Genomic DNA, 16,784 nt, shown 5'->3' with positions numbered 1-16,784 from the left:
GCCCGCTCACGGCACCACAGTCCTGCGCTCCGGTCTGTCGGCCGCCGCTGACGGGGAGGCGTCGGGTAGTCTGACACCATCATGAACAACCCCGCTCTCCGAGACGCCGCCCTGTTCCTGCTGCGGCTGGTGGTCGGTGTCATATTCGTCGCACACGGCTGGGACAAGGCCTTCGGCACAGGAATCGACGCCACCGCCGCGCAGTGGGAGGGACTCCACATACCGCAGCCCACCCTGTCAGCGTGGGTCGTGTCGGTCGTCGAGATACTCGGTGGAATCATGCTCGTCCTCGGCCTGCTCACCCCGGCTGCGGCCGGCGTGCTGGCTCTCGACATGGTCGCCGCATTCTACTTCGTCCACCTCGACAACGGTCTCTTCGTCTCCGAGGGAGGCAGCGAGCTGGTCCTCGTCCTCTGCGCGGCGTGCGTGACCCTCGTGGTGTTCGGTTCAGGCAGGGCCAGCCTGGACCGGGCCCTGTCACGGTTCGCCTGAGGGACGCCCCGTGGAACACGATGAGGCGCGGGCCGCACTGTCGGCCCGGCTGGACGGGGAACCGGAACCGGCGGGCACCGACCCGGACGCCGTGGACGCACACCTTGACGCCTGCCAGGAATGCCGGGAATGGTTCGCCGAAGCCGCCGAGCTGAACCGGCGTCTGCGGTTGAGCGTGGCCGTGGACCCCGCCACGGCAGATTCCACCGGCCCCGGTGACGCCGCGGCACTGGCCCGCCAGATGGCGGACCTGGCCGAGCAGTCTCCGGGTCTGTCGCACCAGCTGCGCAGCAGGTCCCTGCCGTTGGTGCTCTGCAGGGTCGCGATGGTGGTTCTGGCACTGGCGTACATCACCTGGTCCGTGATCCTGCTCGTGCAGGCCACGGGAGTTCCGGACGCGCCGGAATTCACAGCACCAGGGGACGGTGCAGGAGGAGAGGTCGCGAACTCGGGTGACCCGGAGCTCGCGAGACTGTCGGTGGACGCCGCGACAGTGCGTCTCGCGCTGGCCGCCGGGCTCATCTGGGGCGCCTGGAGACCTCGCGCGGCCCCGGGTCTGTTGCCCGTGTTCCTCGCACTCTGGGGGTTCGGGGCGGGGTTCTCCACCCGCGACCTGGTGCTCGGCTACCTTGAGCCGCCGACCGTCGTCGGGCTGCTGCTGCACCTGGCGTCCTGCGCTGCGGTCGGAGGGGTGTGGCTGGCCAGGCACCACGCGGTCTCGCCGCTCCGCGACTCACTGCGGGCGCTGGGGGCCAGACCGGTGGCGTACAGTCCCCGGGACGCCGAACGCAACTCCACCTGGCGCCCCGGGGACAGTGGCTGACGGTGACTGACGGAGCCTGTCAGGTCCAGCCCGGCAGCCACATCCTCCACCGCCACTGGGTCTCGGTGAGCGGCAGCCCGGAGAACACCGGGAGGAAGAACAGGAACATCCACACCACGATGACGAGGTAGACCACCCCGACCATCAGCCCGGTCCTGGTGAGGAAGAGATGACGGATCCCCGCCACCATCCCCGCCTGCGGTGCAGCGTCCCGGTCCTTCACCAGTGACCGGCCGGCGAGCTGCCCCAGTGCCAGAGCCAGCCCGATGATGAGGAAAGGGGCGAGGTTTGTCGCGTAGAACAGGTACATCTGCCGGTCGGTGTTGACCAGCCAGGGCAGGAAGCCCGCCAGATATCCCACCACCGGAACCAGCCACCGCATGTCACGGCGGCGCAGGAGGGACCACAGTCCCCACAGCATCACCGGTACAGCGAGGAACCACACCGCCGGGGTGCCGGTCAGCAGCACGACATGTTTCATCCCGCCGGTGTCTGTCTCACTGAAGTACAGGAGCCCGCGGGTACTGGCCAACCAGTCCCAGGGTTTCGACTCCCACGGGTGGTGGTGACCGTTGGAGTTGGTGAGTTCCTCGTGGAAGTCCAGCACGGACACGTGGTAGTAGATGAAGTTCAGCCAGGAGTCGGGCAGCCATCCGAGGCCCCAGGACGCGATGCGCTCATTACCGGACTCCGCCTCGTGGCGGAAGACACCGGTCTCGGAGGCGAACCAGGCACGCCAGTCCAGCACGTAGACCACTGCGGGCAGCAGGACAAGGGAGGCGAAGGCCGGTACACAGTCCAGGGCGAACACACCCGCCAGTGGACGCTGCACCCCGAAACGGCGGCGTCTCCACCAGTCGACCCCGACAACGGCGAGGCCGAAGAATGCCATGTAGTACAGGCCGGACCACTTCACGGCCAGCGCGCACCCCAGTGAGACCCCTGCAGCGAAACGCCACCACCGGTACCCGGCGCGTGGGCCCAGGGGACTGTCGGAGACGCGGCCTTCGGTGAAGACCCGTCGGAACAGGCCCTCCATCTGTTCGTGGTCCCGGACCAGCAGATAGGCGGCGAGAATGACGAAGAAGGTCTGGAACTGGTCGAGCATCGCAGAGCGTCCGGTGACGAACAGGATGCCGTCGCACAGGGCGATCAGCCCCGCCGACAGTCCGACCCAGTCCCCGTGACCCGTGGAGCGGGCGATACGCCGCGCTGTGGACGCCGTGAGCAGGATCACTCCGATGCCCAGCAGAGCGGCGACGACGCGCCATCCGAATGCGGTGTCTCCGAAGACCGCCATGCCCAGTGCCTCGAGCTGCTTGGCCAGCGGGGGGTGGACGACCAGTCCATAGGCCGGGTTGTCCTCGATACCTCCGACGACGGGATTGTCGGCGCCCCGCAGAATCTGCCATGCCTGCGGGACGTAGTGCTTCTCGTCGAAGACGGGTGTGCCGTCATCTGTGGGGTAGCCCAGCTCCGTCAGTCGCGTGACTGCTCCGAGCAGGGCCAGGACGCACAGGATGATGTTCCAGCGGGTGACGGCCCGGAGGGCGGCGCCCCGGAAAGGGGAGGCCCGCCGGGTCGTTCCGGTGCCCGGCCGGTGGGCTACGGTGGCAGATTGCTTCACAGGGCGTCATAGTATCGCGTCAGGGAAGGGCAGGGTCAGAAGGACAGGACGCGACAGGGCAGGACTGGGCAGGGCAGGACTGGGCAGGGCAGAACTGGGCAGGGCAGGGGAGAGCACGAGTGGGCAGGATAGAGTCGGCAGTTATGGAACCTGCCGTGCCCGCCGAGCCGACCGAACCTTCTGAGCACTCTGAGAGCCCTGCGCCCACCGGACCTGCCGGACCCACCGGACCTGCCGCGTCCGCCGGGATCACGGCGTCCTCACCTGCGGGGTCCCTGGGGCTGCGTGCCGCCGTCGACCGGCCCTGTCCCCACGGGGGCGTGATTCTGGCCGCCACCCCCCTGGGGACGGCACTGGACGCCTCGGTCCGCCTCATCGACGCACTGGGCAGTGCGGACATCGTCGCAGCGGAGGACACCCGGCGTACCCGTGCTCTGGCGGACGCCCTGGGTGTGGAGATCACGGGCCGGATGGTGTCCAACTTCGACCACAACGAATCCGACCGTGCCGCAGGCCTCGTCACCGCCGCGGCGTCAGGAGCGAGGGTCCTGGTGGTCACCGACGCGGGAATGCCGGCCGTCTCGGACCCCGGTTTTCCGCTGGTCCGGGCGGCGCAGGAGGCGGGTGTACCGGTGACGTGTCTGCCCGGCCCGTCCGCGGTGCCCACCGCCCTGGCCCTGTCGGGCGTCGGGGTGGGGCACTTCGCGTTCGACGGATTTGCACCGCGACGTGACGGTGACCGCCGCCGGTGGCTGGAGACCCTCCGCGACGAACGTCGGGCTGTGGCGTTCTTCGAGTCGCCGCACCGGCTGAGGAAGACCCTGGATGTCGCCGTGGAGATCCTCGGGGCGGACCGGGAGGCGGCCGTGTGCCGGGAACTGACGAAAACCCACGAGGAAGTCCTCCGCGCCCCCCTCGGTGAGCTGGCGGGCCGCGTCGCCGCCGTCGACGACGCCGCCTCCGACGGTCATGGGCCCGGGGTGCGGGGGGAGATCACCGTCGTGATCTCCGGGGCACCGGAACGGGGACCCGTGGACCCTGCCTCACTGGTGACGGTCGTGGAACAGAAGGTGGCGTCCGGGATGCGGCTGAAGGATGCCTGCCGGGAGGTGGCCGCCGGGCACGGGGCGTCCCGGCGGGAACTCTATGAGGCGGTGCTGGCCGCCCGGAGGTGATGTCTTATGCTGGGGAGCATGTCGAAACATGTCCTCACCTCCGTCGCCTGGCCGTACGCCAACGGACCCCGCCACATCGGACACGTCGCAGGCTTCGGCGTCCCCTCGGACGTGTTCGCCCGCTACCAGCGGATGCGTGGCAGTGACGTGCTGATGGTCTCAGGCACCGACGAGCACGGGACGCCCCTGCTGGTGCAGGCGGAGAAGGAAGGAGTGCCGGTCCAGGAGCTGGCAGACCGGTATAACCGCATCATCGTCGAGGATCTCGCCGGACTGGGCCTGTCCTACGACCTGTTCACCAGGACGACGACCAGGAACCACTACGCGGTCGTCCAGGAACTGTTCCGCGGGCTGAACGACAACGGGTACATGGTCAGGCAGACCACCACCGGGGCGATCGACCCCCGCACCGGCAGGACCCTTCCCGACCGTTTCATCGAGGGAACCTGTCCGATCTGCGGGGCACCCGACGCCCGCGGGGACCAGTGCGACAACTGCGGTAACCAGCTTGACCCGGTGGACCTGATCGACCCGCGCTCCAAGATCGACGGTGCGACCCCGGAATTTGTGGAGACCGAGCACTTCATGCTGGACCTTCCGGCGTTCGCCGGAGCCCTGGAAGAGTGGCTGAAGACGAGGACAGGTTGGCGTCCCAACGTCCTGAAGTTCTCCCTCAACCTGCTCAAGGACATGCGTCCCCGGGCGATGAGCCGAGACATTGACTGGGGAGTGCCGGTGCCGATCGAGGGCTGGCAGGACAACAGTGCCAAGAAGTTGTACGTGTGGTTCGACGCCGTCGTCGGCTACCTGTCCGCTTCGATCGAGTGGGCGTGGCGCACCGGAGACCCGGAGGCGTGGAAGAAGTGGTGGAGCGATCCCGAGGCCCTGTCCTACTACTTCATGGGCAAGGACAACATCACCTTCCACTCCCAGATCTGGCCTGCCGAGCTGCTCGGATATGCGGGCAAGGGTGACAAGGGCGGCGAGCCCGGTGAACTGGGGGTGCTCAACCTCCCCACCGAAGTCGTCTCCTCCGAGTTCCTGACCATGTCGGGGTCGAAGTTCTCCTCCTCCAAGGGAGTGGTGATCTACGTCCGTGACTTCCTCCGGGAGTTCGGACCGGACGCGCTGCGCTATTTCATCGCCGTCGCCGGGCCGGAGAACATGGACACCGACTTCACCTGGGACGAGTTCGTCCGCAGGGTGAACACCGAGCTGGCAAACGAGTGGGGCAACCTGGTCAGCCGTACCGTGTCGATGGCGGTGAAGAACTTCGGGGAGATCCCGACCCCGGGCGAGTTCACTGACGCGGACCGCGACCTGCTCGACGACGCGGCAGCGGCCTTCGACGTGGTCGGCGACAACATCGCCCATTCGCGGTTCAAGGCGGGCATTGCCGAGGCCATGCGCATAGTAGGCCGGGCCAACGGCTACCTTGCCGCGCAGGAGCCCTGGAAGCTGGCGAAGGATGACGACAGTCGCGAGCGGCTGGCCACGGTCCTGTACACGGCCCTTCAGGTTATCGCTGACGCCAATACACTGCTCACCCCCTACCTCCCCTTCTCCGCACAGCAGGTCTTCGAGACCCTGGGCGGTACCGGGGTCTGGGCGGCGCAGCCGAAGGTGGTCGAGGTCACCGACGATTCACCTCTCACCCCTGTGGGGGTCGGACTGCCCGAGGCAGGACGCGCCTACCCGGTGATCATGGGTGACTACACCGACCAGCAGGCCACCTGGGCACGCACGGACCTCACCCCGGGTACACCACTGGTGAAGCCGGTCCCGCTGTTCACCCGCCTCGACCCCGAGCTGGGGGTCACAGGCCCGGAGTGGGCGCGCATCAGCCCCGACGAGACCGCGGAAGAGGTCGCTGAAGGGGCCCCTGAGCAGGACACCGACAAGTAGACCGGGCCGACCGGGGTAGTCGCCGGTGACCGCACCGGTGACGCTGAAGGGGTAGGGGACGGCGGGGGTGCCCCGGGCCCGGGTGCCACCGGCATGACGGTATCCTCGACCGGTGACACGGGGTGTCCGGGACAGGCCCGGGCTGAGATGAGACCCGTCGAACCTGACCGGGTTCACACCCGCGGAGGAATTGTCATGGCAGATCACAGACCAGTTCATGCTGCAGAAGACACGTCGGCCGGGCGGGCCGCCACACCGGAACCGGACAGGCCGGGCAGCGGTGTCGGGGGAGGCACCAGGTTCAGCGACGTACTGAGGGCGGAGAACCGAACTACCTGGGAGACCGCGGTCACCCATCCGTTCGTGACCTCCCTGTTCGCCGGAACACTGCCGGACCGGGACCTGGCCGCCTATCTTGTCCAGGACTACCGTTTCGCTGACGGGTTCATGGCCCTGATCGGCGCGGCAGTAGCCACGGCGGACAACTACCCGTCCCGTCACCGTTTCGCCCGTTTCATCGGGGAGGTCGCGGGGGACGAGGACACGTACTTCCGGGAGGCGGTCGAGGAGCTCTCAGAGAGCTCGGCAGAGAGTTCGGCAGAGAGCTGGGCAGAGAACTCGGCAGGGTACTCTGCAGGTTCCGCGGACGGTGACGGTGTCCCGGACACGGAGGCCACCACCGGATTCAGGCAGCTCTTCGCGGACGCCGCGGCCTCAGGCAGCTACCCGGCCGTCATCGCGGTGATCCTGGTGTGCGAATGGCTGTACCTCGACTGGGCGACGCGCCCGGAGAACCGCGCGTACGGGACCGGTCCGGACGGATACCCTGCCAGGCCCGTCCACGCGGAATGGGTACGGCTGCACGACTACCCGGACTTCCATGAACTGGTCGCTTTCCTGCGCTCGGAGATGGACCGTGTCGGTGACCGGACACCGGAGGACGCCCGCAGTGCCAGAGAGTTCTTCGCCCGCACAGTGGACCTGGAGCTGCAGTTCTTCGACGGGCATGCGGACCGGGACCCCGGGCACGGGGGACACACCCGGGGGACGGGGAGGCCGCCCCGGTAGTCTGGGCCGCATGTCGAAGAAGCGTCCTTCCCCGGTCCCTCCTCAGCCGCTTCCCGAGCTCTTTGACGCGCACACGCACCTGGCGTCCTGCGGTGCGGTGACGGCGGCGCAGGTCAGGGAATTCATGGACAGGGCGTCGGCGGTCGGCGTCGGGCAGGTGTGCACGGTCGGCGACGACCTGGCGGAATCGGTCCTCGCACTGGAGGCGGCACACTCAGATGACAGGGTCTTCGCCGCCTGCGCGATCCACCCGACCCGGGCCCGGGAGCTTTTCACTGACGGAGTGCAGGAGAAGCTGAGGGAGCTGGTGTCGGACCCGCGGTGTGTCGCGGTGGGGGAGACGGGACTGGACACGTACTGGATCCGGCATGAACCGGAGCGCACCGCACCTCTGGACGTGCAGGTGGAGGCACTGCGCTGGCACATGGATCTGGCGGTGCAGAGCGGCCGGCCGCTGATGGTCCACAACCGGGAGGCTGACAGAGAACTCATGGACGTGCTCTCCGATGCTCCGGAAGGCCTGAAGGTCATGCTGCACTGCTTCTCCTCTCCGCTGGACATGGCACGGCGGGCGCTGGACCGTGGCTGCTGGCTCAGCTTCAGCGGCAACGTGACCTTCCGGAGAAACAGTGAACTGCGGGAGGTGGCGGCGTACTGTCCGGACGACCGCCTGCTCGTGGAGACCGATGCACCGTTCATGACACCCGAACCGTTCAGGGGTGCGCGTAACGAACCGGCGTACGTCGGCTACACCGCCAGATGTGTCGCCGAGGTGAGAAATGTGACTCCTGAGGCGCTCGGGGCGCAGGTGACGTCCAACGCCCGGGAACTGTACGACCTGGTGTGACCTGCGCTTCAGAAATCGGAAAAACACGTCCGAAAACTTTGCCGGATCGGGATTGTTACCGTATCGTGATCTGAGTCCAACATCACCGACGGAGGAAGATCACCGAGTGTCCCCGAAGAACAAGTCGACGCTGCACCGCATCAACCACACCAGTTCCGTCCCGTTGCGCGTCGCCACCGGCGGTATGCTCGCCACCCTCGTGGTCGGCGGTGCCGTCGTCGCCACCAACCACAAGGATGTCACCCTCGACGTCAACGGCCGGATCATCAAGGCCAGCACCGTCTCCGGTGACGTCCGGGAGATCCTGGACTCCGAGAAGGTCCGGTACTCCGACGCAGACCTCATCACCCCCGGGCTCGGGGAGTCCGTCTCCGACGGCTCGCGTGTCACCGTCCGCTCCGCACGGCAGGTCGCCCTTGTCGTCGACGGCCAGTCTAAGACCGTCGCGACAACCTCCACCACAGTCTCCGACCTGCTCAACGAGCTCGGCTATTCCGGAACGGCGACCACCGCCGGAGCGTCAGGAATTCCGCTCGACGGCATGGAACTGACCATCACCTCCCCGAAGAGCTTCACCCTCAACGACGGCAATCCCTGGGAGGCTCCCGCCCGCCTCACCATGGCCGCCCGCACCGTGGCCGACGTTCTCGAGATGAGGGGAACCCCGCTCGGCAAGGACGACGTTGTCACCCCGTCCGCGGACACTCCGGTGACCGAGGGAATGCACATCGACGTATCCCGGTTCACCTCCGAAGAGGTCACCGAGGAACAGCCGGTCGAACCTGCCGTGAGGGTCGAGGAGGACCCGGAGCTCGACCAGGGCACCGAACAGGTCATCTCCGAGGGCACCGTCGGCTCCGCCCGGGTCACCGTCAGAATCCAGAAGCTCAACGGTGTCGAGACGGCCCGGGATGTCCTCAGGAGTGAGGAGATCACCCCGGCTTCCGAGCGGGTCGTCCGTCGCGGTACCCGCGTCGCGCCCGTGGCGTCCTCGGCCTCCGCCCCGTCCGTCGCCGGTGGTTCAGTCTGGGACAGCCTGGCCCAGTGCGAGGCGGGCGGGAACTGGGCCACCAACACCGGCAACGGCTTCTCCGGCGGACTGCAGTTCACCCCGTCCACCTGGGCTGCCTACGGTGGAACCGCGTACGCCCCCGAAGCGCACATGGCCACCCGGGAGCAGCAGATCGCTGTGGCTGAGAAGGTCCAGGCGTCCCAGGGCTGGGGAGCATGGCCCGCCTGCACCTCCAAGCTCGGAATCGGATAGCATCCCGCGGGGCCGGGGCCGGAAGCCCCGGGATCGCGGGGGGAAGGACGCGACAGCGCAACAGCGCAGCACCGCCGGTGGCCGGGGAACTGCCGCGGGGCTGTATCCTCGAGCTGTGACGGACAGTGAAGACAAGAGCACGGCCGGCCCCGGGGGCGTCCGGCTGCTGGGCCCCGGCGAAATCAGGAGCCTGGCCGCAGAACTCGGCATCACCCCGACGAAGAAGCTGGGCCAGAACTTCGTCCTTGACCCGAACACCGTGCGTCGGATCGTCTCGGCGGCTGAACTGGGACCCGGAGATCACGTCATCGAGGTCGGCCCGGGGCTCGGGTCACTCACCCTGGCACTGCTCGACCGGGTCGGAGACGTCACTGCCGTGGAAATCGACCGGCGCCTGGCGGACAGGCTCCCGCGCACTGTCTCTGAGCACGCCCCGCACCGGGAGACCGACGTGACCGTACTCAGCGCCGACGCTCTGACCCTCACCGCCCCGGACCTCGACCGTGCCGGTGTCCACCCTCCGACCGCCCTGGTCGCCAACCTGCCCTACAACGTCTCCGTACCTGTTCTGCTCCACCTGCTGTCCGAGTTCCCCTCGATCCGCAGAGTCCTCGTGATGGTCCAGGCTGAGGTCGCCGAGAGACTGGCCGCCGCCCCCGGGTCGAAGATCTACGGCGTCCCCAGTGTCAAGGCAGGTTTCCACGGGGCGGTCACCCGGGCGGGCACCGTCGGCAGGAACGTCTTCTGGCCCGCCCCGAAAATCGACTCGGGACTGGTCAGGATCGACCGGTGGACCGACGGTGACCGACCCTGGCAGAACGTCCTCACCACACTGTCACCTCCGGACCGGCAGGCACTCCAGGGTGAGGTCTTCGCTCTCACGGACGCAGCCTTCCTGCAGCGGCGCAAGACGCTCCGCGCGGCTCTGGCCGGCTATTTCGGATCACCGCAGTCGGCAGAGGAAGTCCTCACCGCCGCCGGAATCGACCCACGTCAGCGCGGTGAGAAACTCGGGACAGTCGATTTCGTGACCCTGGCGGTCGCCTCGCTGGCGGCACGGTCAGGTGGCGACGGCGACACCCCGACGACCCTGCGGGACCGGCAGTGAACACGGCAGCCGGCGGGCCCGCAGACACCTCACCGTGGCAGGCGTCCGCCACCGCGCAGGGAGCAGTGTGCCTGTTCACCAGCATCGGGGAACCGCAGAGCTCCGGCACCAGGGAAATAGTCACGGTCACCCAGTCGCTCGACCTGACTGAGACCGTCACAGTCACCGCGACCGGGACAGTCCCCCCGGACCGGACCGGCCGGTCCACCGGTCCGGTCATCTCGGTCACCGTGGTCGACCGGGCGCGGGGCACGGTCCGGTCCCACGATCCGGAGCAGCCGGACGACCCTTCTGTCGGCCCCGTGGTCCGGGCGGTGACCGTCATTGTCGACCGCTACCGGAAGCTCGCACCGGACTCTCTGCTGCCGCAGTTGGAGATCCGGATCGGCCGGGAGATACCCGCAGGCGTTCTGGCCTGCGCCGACGCTGATGCCGCGGCCACACTGGCGGCGATGCGTGACATCCTCCACGGCAGGGACGCCGTCGACCACGGACTCGCCCCGGTCCCCGGGCCCGACGACAGTGAGCTCAGAAGCCTGGCGTCCCTGGTCGGCCCCGGCGTCCCTGCACGTTTCATCGGTGGGACGGTACTGGACAAGGGAAGCGGCCCGGTTCCGGTGATGACCCGGGGCGTACGTCACTGGGCATTCGCCACCGACGACAGGTCCCTGGCCGCGGAGCCCCTGTCCGTGGAGAAGCTCGTCGCCGGACTGGACAGCCTGAGGGAGGCTGCGAACCGGGGCGAGCGCGTGTACTACATCCTGGCAGGCAGCGTCACACATATCCAGCGCGCTCTGCTGGACGAGGACCCCACCGTCGTGGGAGGGTTCCTGGACAACGACCTGCACGCACTGGTGTGCAGTTTCCGGCCCGGTCTACGCCTGTCCATGAACGTCGCCGTGGAGGCGGAAGCTCTGGGGGTGGTGGTGTCCGGGGCCGAACCGACCCTCGCGGTTCTCTGCGCCGACCGTGACCACGCGGTCGAGGTGGCCGCCGCTGTCGCGGGGTCGGGGCACGCCGGTCCCACCCTGGTCGCCTCGTCCAGCCCCCACGGCGTCCGCTCCGTCCCCTGACACCACTTTCCCGTACCCCACCCCGAACCGCACCCACCTCTGACACGAGACACGAAGCAGGAACACGACATGAGCAGCAGCACCAGCACCGCGACCGGCACCAGGGCGGCAGACAACCTCATCAACCTGGAGAACGTCGAGAAGTCCTACGGACTGCGTACACTTCTCGACGGTGTCAGCCTCGGGGTCAACAGCGGTGACCGGATCGGAGTTGTCGGGCTCAACGGCGGTGGGAAGTCGACACTGGTCCGCATTCTCGCGGGAACGGACACCCCGGACTCCGGTCGGGTGTCCCGGAACAACGGCCTGCGCATGGCGGTGGTCTCCCAGGACAGTGGTCTGACAGGGGACACGGTCGGTGAAGCGGTTCTGTCCGGACTCACCGGGGACAACGACGGCACCCTGGAGACCCACGAGTGGGCGTCCGTGCCGAGGATCAGGGATGTCCTCGAAGGAATCGGTGTCAACAGTCTCGGCGACGGCGCGGGAATGGACACCCCGCTGGAGGGACTGTCCGGCGGTGAACGCCGGCGGGTCGGCATTGCCGCGGCGCTGGTGCGTGACGTCGACCTGGTCATCCTCGACGAGCCGACGAACCACCTCGACGTCGAAGGTGTCGAATGGCTCGCCGCACACCTGCTGGCCCGACGGTGCGCGCTCGTCGTCGTCACCCACGACCGGTGGTTCCTCGACACCGTCGCCACCACGACATGGGAGGTCCACGACGGTACCGTGGACGTCTACGAGGGCGGATACAACGACTGGGTCTTCGCCCGCGCGGAGCGCAGCCGCCAGGCGGACGCCGAGGAACAGCGCCGGGCGAATCTCGCACGCCGGGAACTCGCCTGGCTCCGTCGGGGGGCCCCGGCCCGCACCTCCAAGCCCCGCTACCGCATCGAAGCCGCCGAAGCCCTGATCAGGGATGTGCCCGCCCCCCGGGACCAGGTGGAGCTGATGCGGTTCGCCGCGAAGCGGCTCGGCAGGAAGGTGATCGAACTGGAGGACGCCACGGTCACCACCCCACCACCCGAGTCCAGGGTCCTGGTCGAGGACCTCACCTGGCGTCTCGCCCCGGGTGAGCGCATCGGCCTGGTCGGCGTCAACGGATCCGGCAAGACCACACTGCTGCGCGCCCTCGCCGGCGAGTATCCCCTGGCTGCGGGACGTAGGACACAGGGCCGCACCGTGGAGATCGGCTGGCTGCGACAGGAACTTGAGGACCTTGACGGTGACCTGCGCCTGATCGAGGCCGTGGAGGATGTCGCCACCAGGGTCGAGATCGGCGGTAAGGAACTCACGGCGTCCCAGCTGGCGGAACGCCTCGGATTCTCCGCCCGACGTCAGAGGACCCCGGTCCGGGACCTCTCCGGCGGTGAACGTCGCCGCCTGCAGCTGACGCGCGTGCTCATGGCGGAGCCGAATGTGCTGCTGCTCGACGAACCGACCAACGACCTCGACATCGACACCCTGCAGGAGCTGGAGAATCTGCTCGACGGTTGGGCGGGGACGCTGGTGGTCATCTCCCACGACCGGTACCTCATCGAGCGGATATGTGACTCGACCTGGGCACTGTTCGGTGACGGCACGTTGACCAACCTGCCCGGCGGTATCGCCCAGTACCTGGAACGGCGCCGGGAGCTTCTCGCCGGCATCTCCGGAACCGGCCGGCGGTCCACGACAGCGGCAGGGAAGGGCGGGGCGGCGTCATCCGCCGGGAACCCCGGGGACGCCGGGGACGCCGGAACGTCCGGGCTGTCCGCACGCGAGGACAGGGAACTGAAGAAGACCCTCAATTCACTCGAACGCCGTATGGAGAAGCTCAGCCGGAAGATCGACGACCTCACCGCGAAACTCGCTGCTGCGGCTTCCCCCGCCGACGGACAGATCGACACCGGGCTTCTCAGTTCACTGGACAGGGAACTGCAGGAGGTCAGGGCGGAGCACGGGGACTGCGAGATGCAGTGGCTGGAAGTGGCGGAGACCCGGGAGCAGGGGCATGTCTGAGAACACCGGTGCAGCAGTCACCGGCACGGCGGACAGGACCGGCGCGCCCCGTCGGTTCGTCCACTTCTTCGGGTTCCGGCGTCCCACCCCTCCCAACGTCTGGGGACTGATCTGCGGCGGGGTGATGTTCGCCCTGTCCCTCACCCCGTCGCTGATCCCCAGGACCTGGCTCTACCAGGGACTGTCCTGCGGATTGTCCGCTGCCACCGGCCACCTCATCGGGCTGATGCTGATGTGGAACTGGCGGATGTGGCTGCGCGACACCGTGGAACCCGTGTGGCGCAGTGCCGTCCGGGGACGCAGGGTTCCTGAACTGTGGGTGACCCGGGGCCGTCGTGCCCTGGTCGTCCTCATCCCGGTGGCCCTGCTGCTGTGGGTGCTGGTGGCGGTGAGGTGGCAGCGTGAACTCGCCGACCTCATGGGGGCCAGGTCCTATACGGCGGCCCAGTTCCTCCTCGTGCTGCCCACCGGACTGGCGGTGTGGGTGCTGCTCGACACGGTCGGTCGGGCGGTGTCCGCGATCGCCGGGCTGCTGGCTGACGCCGTTCCCGGCAGAAGTACAAGGTACGGGCTGCGGCTGATGGTGTCCTGGGGTGCGGTAGCGGTGGTCACGGTGCTCCTCGTCGACTTCGTCCTGCCCGGTACCGTACGCAGGGCGACCGAGCAGTTCTTCTCGGTGAGCAGGGAACCGATCAGGCCCGACCTGGTACGCCCCCATGTCAGTGAACGATCCGGGGGACCGGGGTCACCGACCAGGTGGGAGGACCTCGGTGCATACGGGACCCGGTTCACCGCACTGGGCCTGTACCGGGAGGACCTGGAGAAACTCACCGGACGCCCCGCGAAGGAACCTATCCGGGCCTACGCGGGAATCGACGACGGTGCCGACGATGTGGAGCGCGCCCGCCATGTCGTCAGTGAGCTCGAAAGGACCGGGGCGTCCGAACGGAAGGCACTCCTGGTGACCCCGGCGACCGGGACGGGCTGGGTCAACCCCACCACCGCCCAGGCCTTCGAGCTGATGTTCGACGGCGACACCGCCATCGCCTCCGCCCAGTACTCGGACGTCCCCAGTGCCGTGCAGTTCGTCACAGACCGGGACCGTGTCGCAGAGTACGGTCGTGCGCTGGTGTCCACCGTGGTCGACTGGTGGCACACCCTGCCCGCCGACCACCGGCCGAAACTGTACATCTACGGGGAGTCCCTGGGGACAACCGCCGCCGAGGGCGCGTTCTCCGGGGTCCGGGACATTGCCGGCGCCGTGGACGGGATGCTGCTCGTCGGGCCGCCGAACAGCAATGAACTCCACCGGGACCTTGTCACGCGCCGAGACCCGGGGACCACCGAGGTGAGCCCGGAGTACTCCGGGGGAATGATGGTGCGCTTCGCCGAAAATGCGGATGACATCACCCGGTGGAGGCACGAACTGTCCGACCCGGACTCCGCCGACGAGTGGCGCAGTCCCCGGGTGCTCTATGTCCAGCATCCCTCTGACCCGGTGGTGTGGTGGTCACCGGACCTGATCTTCCGCAGACCGGACTGGCTCAGGGAGCCCCCGGGATTCGACCGGACACCGGCGATGAACTGGATGCCGTTCGTCACCTTCTGGCAGGTCACTCTCGATCTCCCCCGAGCGGCGAAGGTCCCTGACGGCCACGGGCACAACTACGGTGCGTCGGTCGTCGACGGTCTCGCGGCGGTTGTGGGGGCGAACTACTCGGACGCCGAAGTTGACCGGTTGCGTGATGAACTGGCCGCGGCCATGCAGAACCAGGGGCCGGAGAAGGAGATCGGCGGCAACGACAGCAGGGGGTGACGGGGCGACGGAATCGGCGGGGTCAGGGGGGTCAGCACTCCGGGATGTTGACGGCGACGGTGGTCGCCAGTCCGCCACCGGCGGTCTCCTTGTACCTGTCCGACATGTCGGCACCGGTCCGGCGCATCGTCTCGATGACCTCGTCGAGGCTCACCCGGTGGTTCCCGTCCCCGCGCATGGCCATCTTGGCGGCGTTGATGGCCTTGCCTGCCGAAATGGCGTTGCGTTCGATGCAGGGGACCTGGACGAGTCCGGCCACCGGGTCGCAGGTGAGGCCGAGTGAATGCTCCATGGCGATCTCTGCGGCATTGCACACCTGGGCGGGGGTGCCGCCGAGGACCTCGGCGAGCCCTGCGGCGGCCATGGAGGCGGCGGACCCGACCTCGCCCTGGCATCCGACCTCGGCCCCCGAGATCGACGCCCGTTCCTTGTAGAGCGAACCGACAGCGCCGGCAGCGAGGAGGAAGCGGCGCCAGGTGTCGCGCTGGTCGGTCCGTCCGGCGCGGGTCCAGGTCCGGGCGTAGAAGAGGACCGCGGGGATGATCCCTGCGGCACCGTTGGTGGGTGCGGTCACGACGCGGCCGCCGGCGGCGTTCTCCTCGTTGACCGCCAGTGCGACGAGATTCACCCAGTCTTCGGAGAATTCGGCGGTACAGTCAGGGTCCTCGCGGGACAGCTGGTTGTACCACCGGTGTGCCCTTCGCCGGACGAGCAGTCCACCCGGCAGGACGCCTTCAGTGCCCGTACCCCGTTCCGCGCAGGCGTCCATGGCCTGGACGAGGGAGTCCAGCCGGATATCTATCTCCCTGTCTGTCCTGCGAAGACGCTCGCATCTGCGTTGGGCGGCGGCAATCCCGCCCGCGGACTCCGCCAGGGCCGTCAGCTCGGCGGCGGAGGTGAAGGTCCCCTCTCCGGTGAGGCGGCTGTCTCCCACGGTCTCGTCGGCGGTCCTGATGAACCCGCCGCCGACCGAGTAGTAGGTCTCGGAGAAGGTCTCGCCGGAGTTGTCGAGGAAACTGAAGGTCACGGCGTTGGTGTGGATGGTGCGCACCACGGACGGGCGGAGGATGATGTCCTCGAAGCCACAGGTCACCGGGAAATCCGCGTCGCCGGCCAGAGAGATGGTGCGGGAGCTGCGGATCTCCCGGAGCCGGGAGACCATGTGGTCCGGGCTGACAGTCGCAGGATCGCAGCCGTCGAGTCCGAGCAGGCAGGCGCCGAGGGTACCGTGGCCGGCGCCGGTGGCGGCCAGGGAACCGTAGAGGATGACGGTGATGCCCGGGCCACGTGACACGGCGCCGCCGGCGATACCGGCGGTGTCCTCGCCGCCGGCAGCGACTGTGGTGTCCGCTGTCACGCCGGAGTCGGTCTGCACGCCGGGCTGCACGCCGGCAGGTACGGCGGTCTGCACTCCGGCAGGTACGGCGACCGGTAAGGAGGCGGAGAGGCGCCGTTCACGCAGGGCCCTGGCGAACCGCAGGCCCGCCAGCATCGGTCCTACGGTGTGGGAGCTCGACGGTCCCACACCGATACGGAACAGGTCGAAGACACTGACGGTCACGGTTCACACCTCATGTTCTTT

The 16,784-nt window shown here is 68.2% G+C and carries 13 protein-coding genes and 1 riboswitch; of the genes, 11 read left to right on the top strand and 2 right to left on the bottom strand.

Annotated elements, in window-relative coordinates:
* Window positions 1-81 precede the first annotated feature (81 nt).
* Entirely contained in the window at window positions 82-492 is a 411-nt protein-coding gene (locus E0E18_RS04710) for a DoxX family protein (protein ID WP_130839503.1), read from the top strand.
* Between the two features lie 10 nt (window positions 493-502).
* Window positions 503-1,315, top strand: coding sequence for a zf-HC2 domain-containing protein (locus tag E0E18_RS04705; RefSeq protein WP_130839501.1), 813 nt, complete (start codon window positions 503-505; stop codon window positions 1,313-1,315).
* 19 nt (window positions 1,316-1,334) lie between these two features.
* Here E0E18_RS04705 and E0E18_RS04700 read toward each other — a convergent pair whose 3' ends face one another.
* Window positions 1,335-2,942, bottom strand: a complete 1,608-nt coding sequence (locus tag E0E18_RS04700; RefSeq protein ID WP_078057042.1) for a dolichyl-phosphate-mannose--protein mannosyltransferase — start codon at window positions 2,940-2,942, stop codon at window positions 1,335-1,337.
* Window positions 2,943-3,085: 143 nt separating this feature from the next.
* Between E0E18_RS04700 and rsmI the strand changes: the two genes are divergently transcribed.
* The 9 genes from rsmI to E0E18_RS04655 all read left to right on the top strand — a co-directional run bounded on the left by rsmI (window position 3,086) and on the right by E0E18_RS04655 (window position 15,202).
* A complete protein-coding gene (rsmI, locus tag E0E18_RS04695; RefSeq protein WP_130839498.1) occupies window positions 3,086-4,117 on the top strand; it encodes a 16S rRNA (cytidine(1402)-2'-O)-methyltransferase in 1,032 nt (343 codons plus the stop codon).
* 18 nt (window positions 4,118-4,135) lie between these two features.
* A complete protein-coding gene (gene metG, locus E0E18_RS04690; protein WP_066585831.1) occupies window positions 4,136-6,022 on the top strand; it encodes a methionine--tRNA ligase in 1,887 nt (628 codons plus the stop codon).
* A 108-nt stretch (window positions 6,023-6,130) separates the two neighbouring features.
* Window positions 6,131-6,230: riboswitch (TPP riboswitch) on the top strand.
* Window positions 6,218-7,090: a TenA family protein gene (locus tag E0E18_RS04685; RefSeq protein WP_130839496.1), complete on the top strand. Its 873-nt coding sequence runs from the start codon at window positions 6,218-6,220 to the stop codon at window positions 7,088-7,090. Its footprint overlaps the riboswitch before it by 13 nt.
* Window positions 7,091-7,100: 10 nt before the next feature.
* The gene (locus tag E0E18_RS04680) at window positions 7,101-7,937 is read left to right on the top strand and encodes a TatD family hydrolase (RefSeq protein WP_066585825.1); all 837 of its coding nucleotides are present in this window, start codon (window positions 7,101-7,103) and stop codon (window positions 7,935-7,937) included.
* Between the two features lie 106 nt (window positions 7,938-8,043).
* Entirely contained in the window at window positions 8,044-9,201 is a 1,158-nt protein-coding gene (locus E0E18_RS04675; RefSeq protein WP_130839494.1) for a resuscitation-promoting factor, read from the top strand.
* A gap of 115 nt (window positions 9,202-9,316) precedes the next feature.
* On the top strand, window positions 9,317-10,309 hold the full coding sequence (gene rsmA / locus E0E18_RS04670) for a 16S rRNA (adenine(1518)-N(6)/adenine(1519)-N(6))-dimethyltransferase RsmA (RefSeq protein WP_110481161.1): 993 nt from the start codon (window positions 9,317-9,319) through the stop codon (window positions 10,307-10,309).
* The gene (locus E0E18_RS04665) at window positions 10,306-11,382 is read left to right on the top strand and encodes a 4-diphosphocytidyl-2C-methyl-D-erythritol kinase (RefSeq protein WP_130839492.1); all 1,077 of its coding nucleotides are present in this window, start codon (window positions 10,306-10,308) and stop codon (window positions 11,380-11,382) included. Before rsmA ends, E0E18_RS04665 begins: the two co-directional genes overlap by 4 nt.
* A 69-nt stretch (window positions 11,383-11,451) precedes the next feature.
* Window positions 11,452-13,386 carry an ABC-F family ATP-binding cassette domain-containing protein gene (locus E0E18_RS04660; RefSeq protein WP_130839489.1) on the top strand — a complete coding sequence of 645 codons (1,935 nt, stop codon included), beginning with the start codon at window positions 11,452-11,454 and terminating at the stop codon, window positions 13,384-13,386.
* Window positions 13,379-15,202, top strand: coding sequence for an alpha/beta hydrolase (locus tag E0E18_RS04655; protein WP_130839487.1), 1,824 nt, complete (start codon window positions 13,379-13,381; stop codon window positions 15,200-15,202). The genes E0E18_RS04660 and E0E18_RS04655 overlap by 8 nt, the downstream gene beginning before the upstream one ends.
* 31 nt (window positions 15,203-15,233) lie before the next feature.
* Here the strand turns inward: E0E18_RS04655 and E0E18_RS04650 are convergent, their stop codons facing one another.
* Window positions 15,234-16,763, bottom strand: a complete 1,530-nt coding sequence (locus E0E18_RS04650) for an L-serine ammonia-lyase (RefSeq protein WP_130839485.1) — start codon at window positions 16,761-16,763, stop codon at window positions 15,234-15,236.
* Between the last annotated feature and the right edge of the window lie 21 nt (window positions 16,764-16,784).

Origin of the sequence: Corynebacterium neomassiliense, assembly GCF_900626215.1 — a bacterium.
Lineage (GTDB): Bacteria > Actinomycetota > Actinomycetes > Mycobacteriales > Mycobacteriaceae > Corynebacterium > Corynebacterium neomassiliense.
Note: the sequence above shows the minus strand (reverse complement) of the source record. Positions and strands in the feature narration are given on the sequence as shown.

Bases quoted from the DNA above. Each gene is read 5' to 3' on its own strand.
- E0E18_RS04710 (WP_130839503.1), top strand. From the start codon at position 82: ATGAACAACCCCGCTCTCCGAGACGCCGCCCTGTTCCTGCTGCGGCTG.
- E0E18_RS04685 (WP_130839496.1), top strand. From the start codon at position 6,218: ATGGCAGATCACAGACCAGTTCATGCTGCAGAAGACACGTCGGCCGGG.
- E0E18_RS04655 (WP_130839487.1), top strand. From the start codon at position 13,379: ATGTCTGAGAACACCGGTGCAGCAGTCACCGGCACGGCGGACAGGACC.
- rsmI (WP_130839498.1), top strand. From the start codon at position 3,086: ATGGAACCTGCCGTGCCCGCCGAGCCGACCGAACCTTCTGAGCACTCT.
- E0E18_RS04680 (WP_066585825.1), top strand. From the start codon at position 7,101: ATGTCGAAGAAGCGTCCTTCCCCGGTCCCTCCTCAGCCGCTTCCCGAG.
- E0E18_RS04660 (WP_130839489.1), top strand. From the start codon at position 11,452: ATGAGCAGCAGCACCAGCACCGCGACCGGCACCAGGGCGGCAGACAAC.
- metG (WP_066585831.1), top strand. From the start codon at position 4,136: ATGTCGAAACATGTCCTCACCTCCGTCGCCTGGCCGTACGCCAACGGA.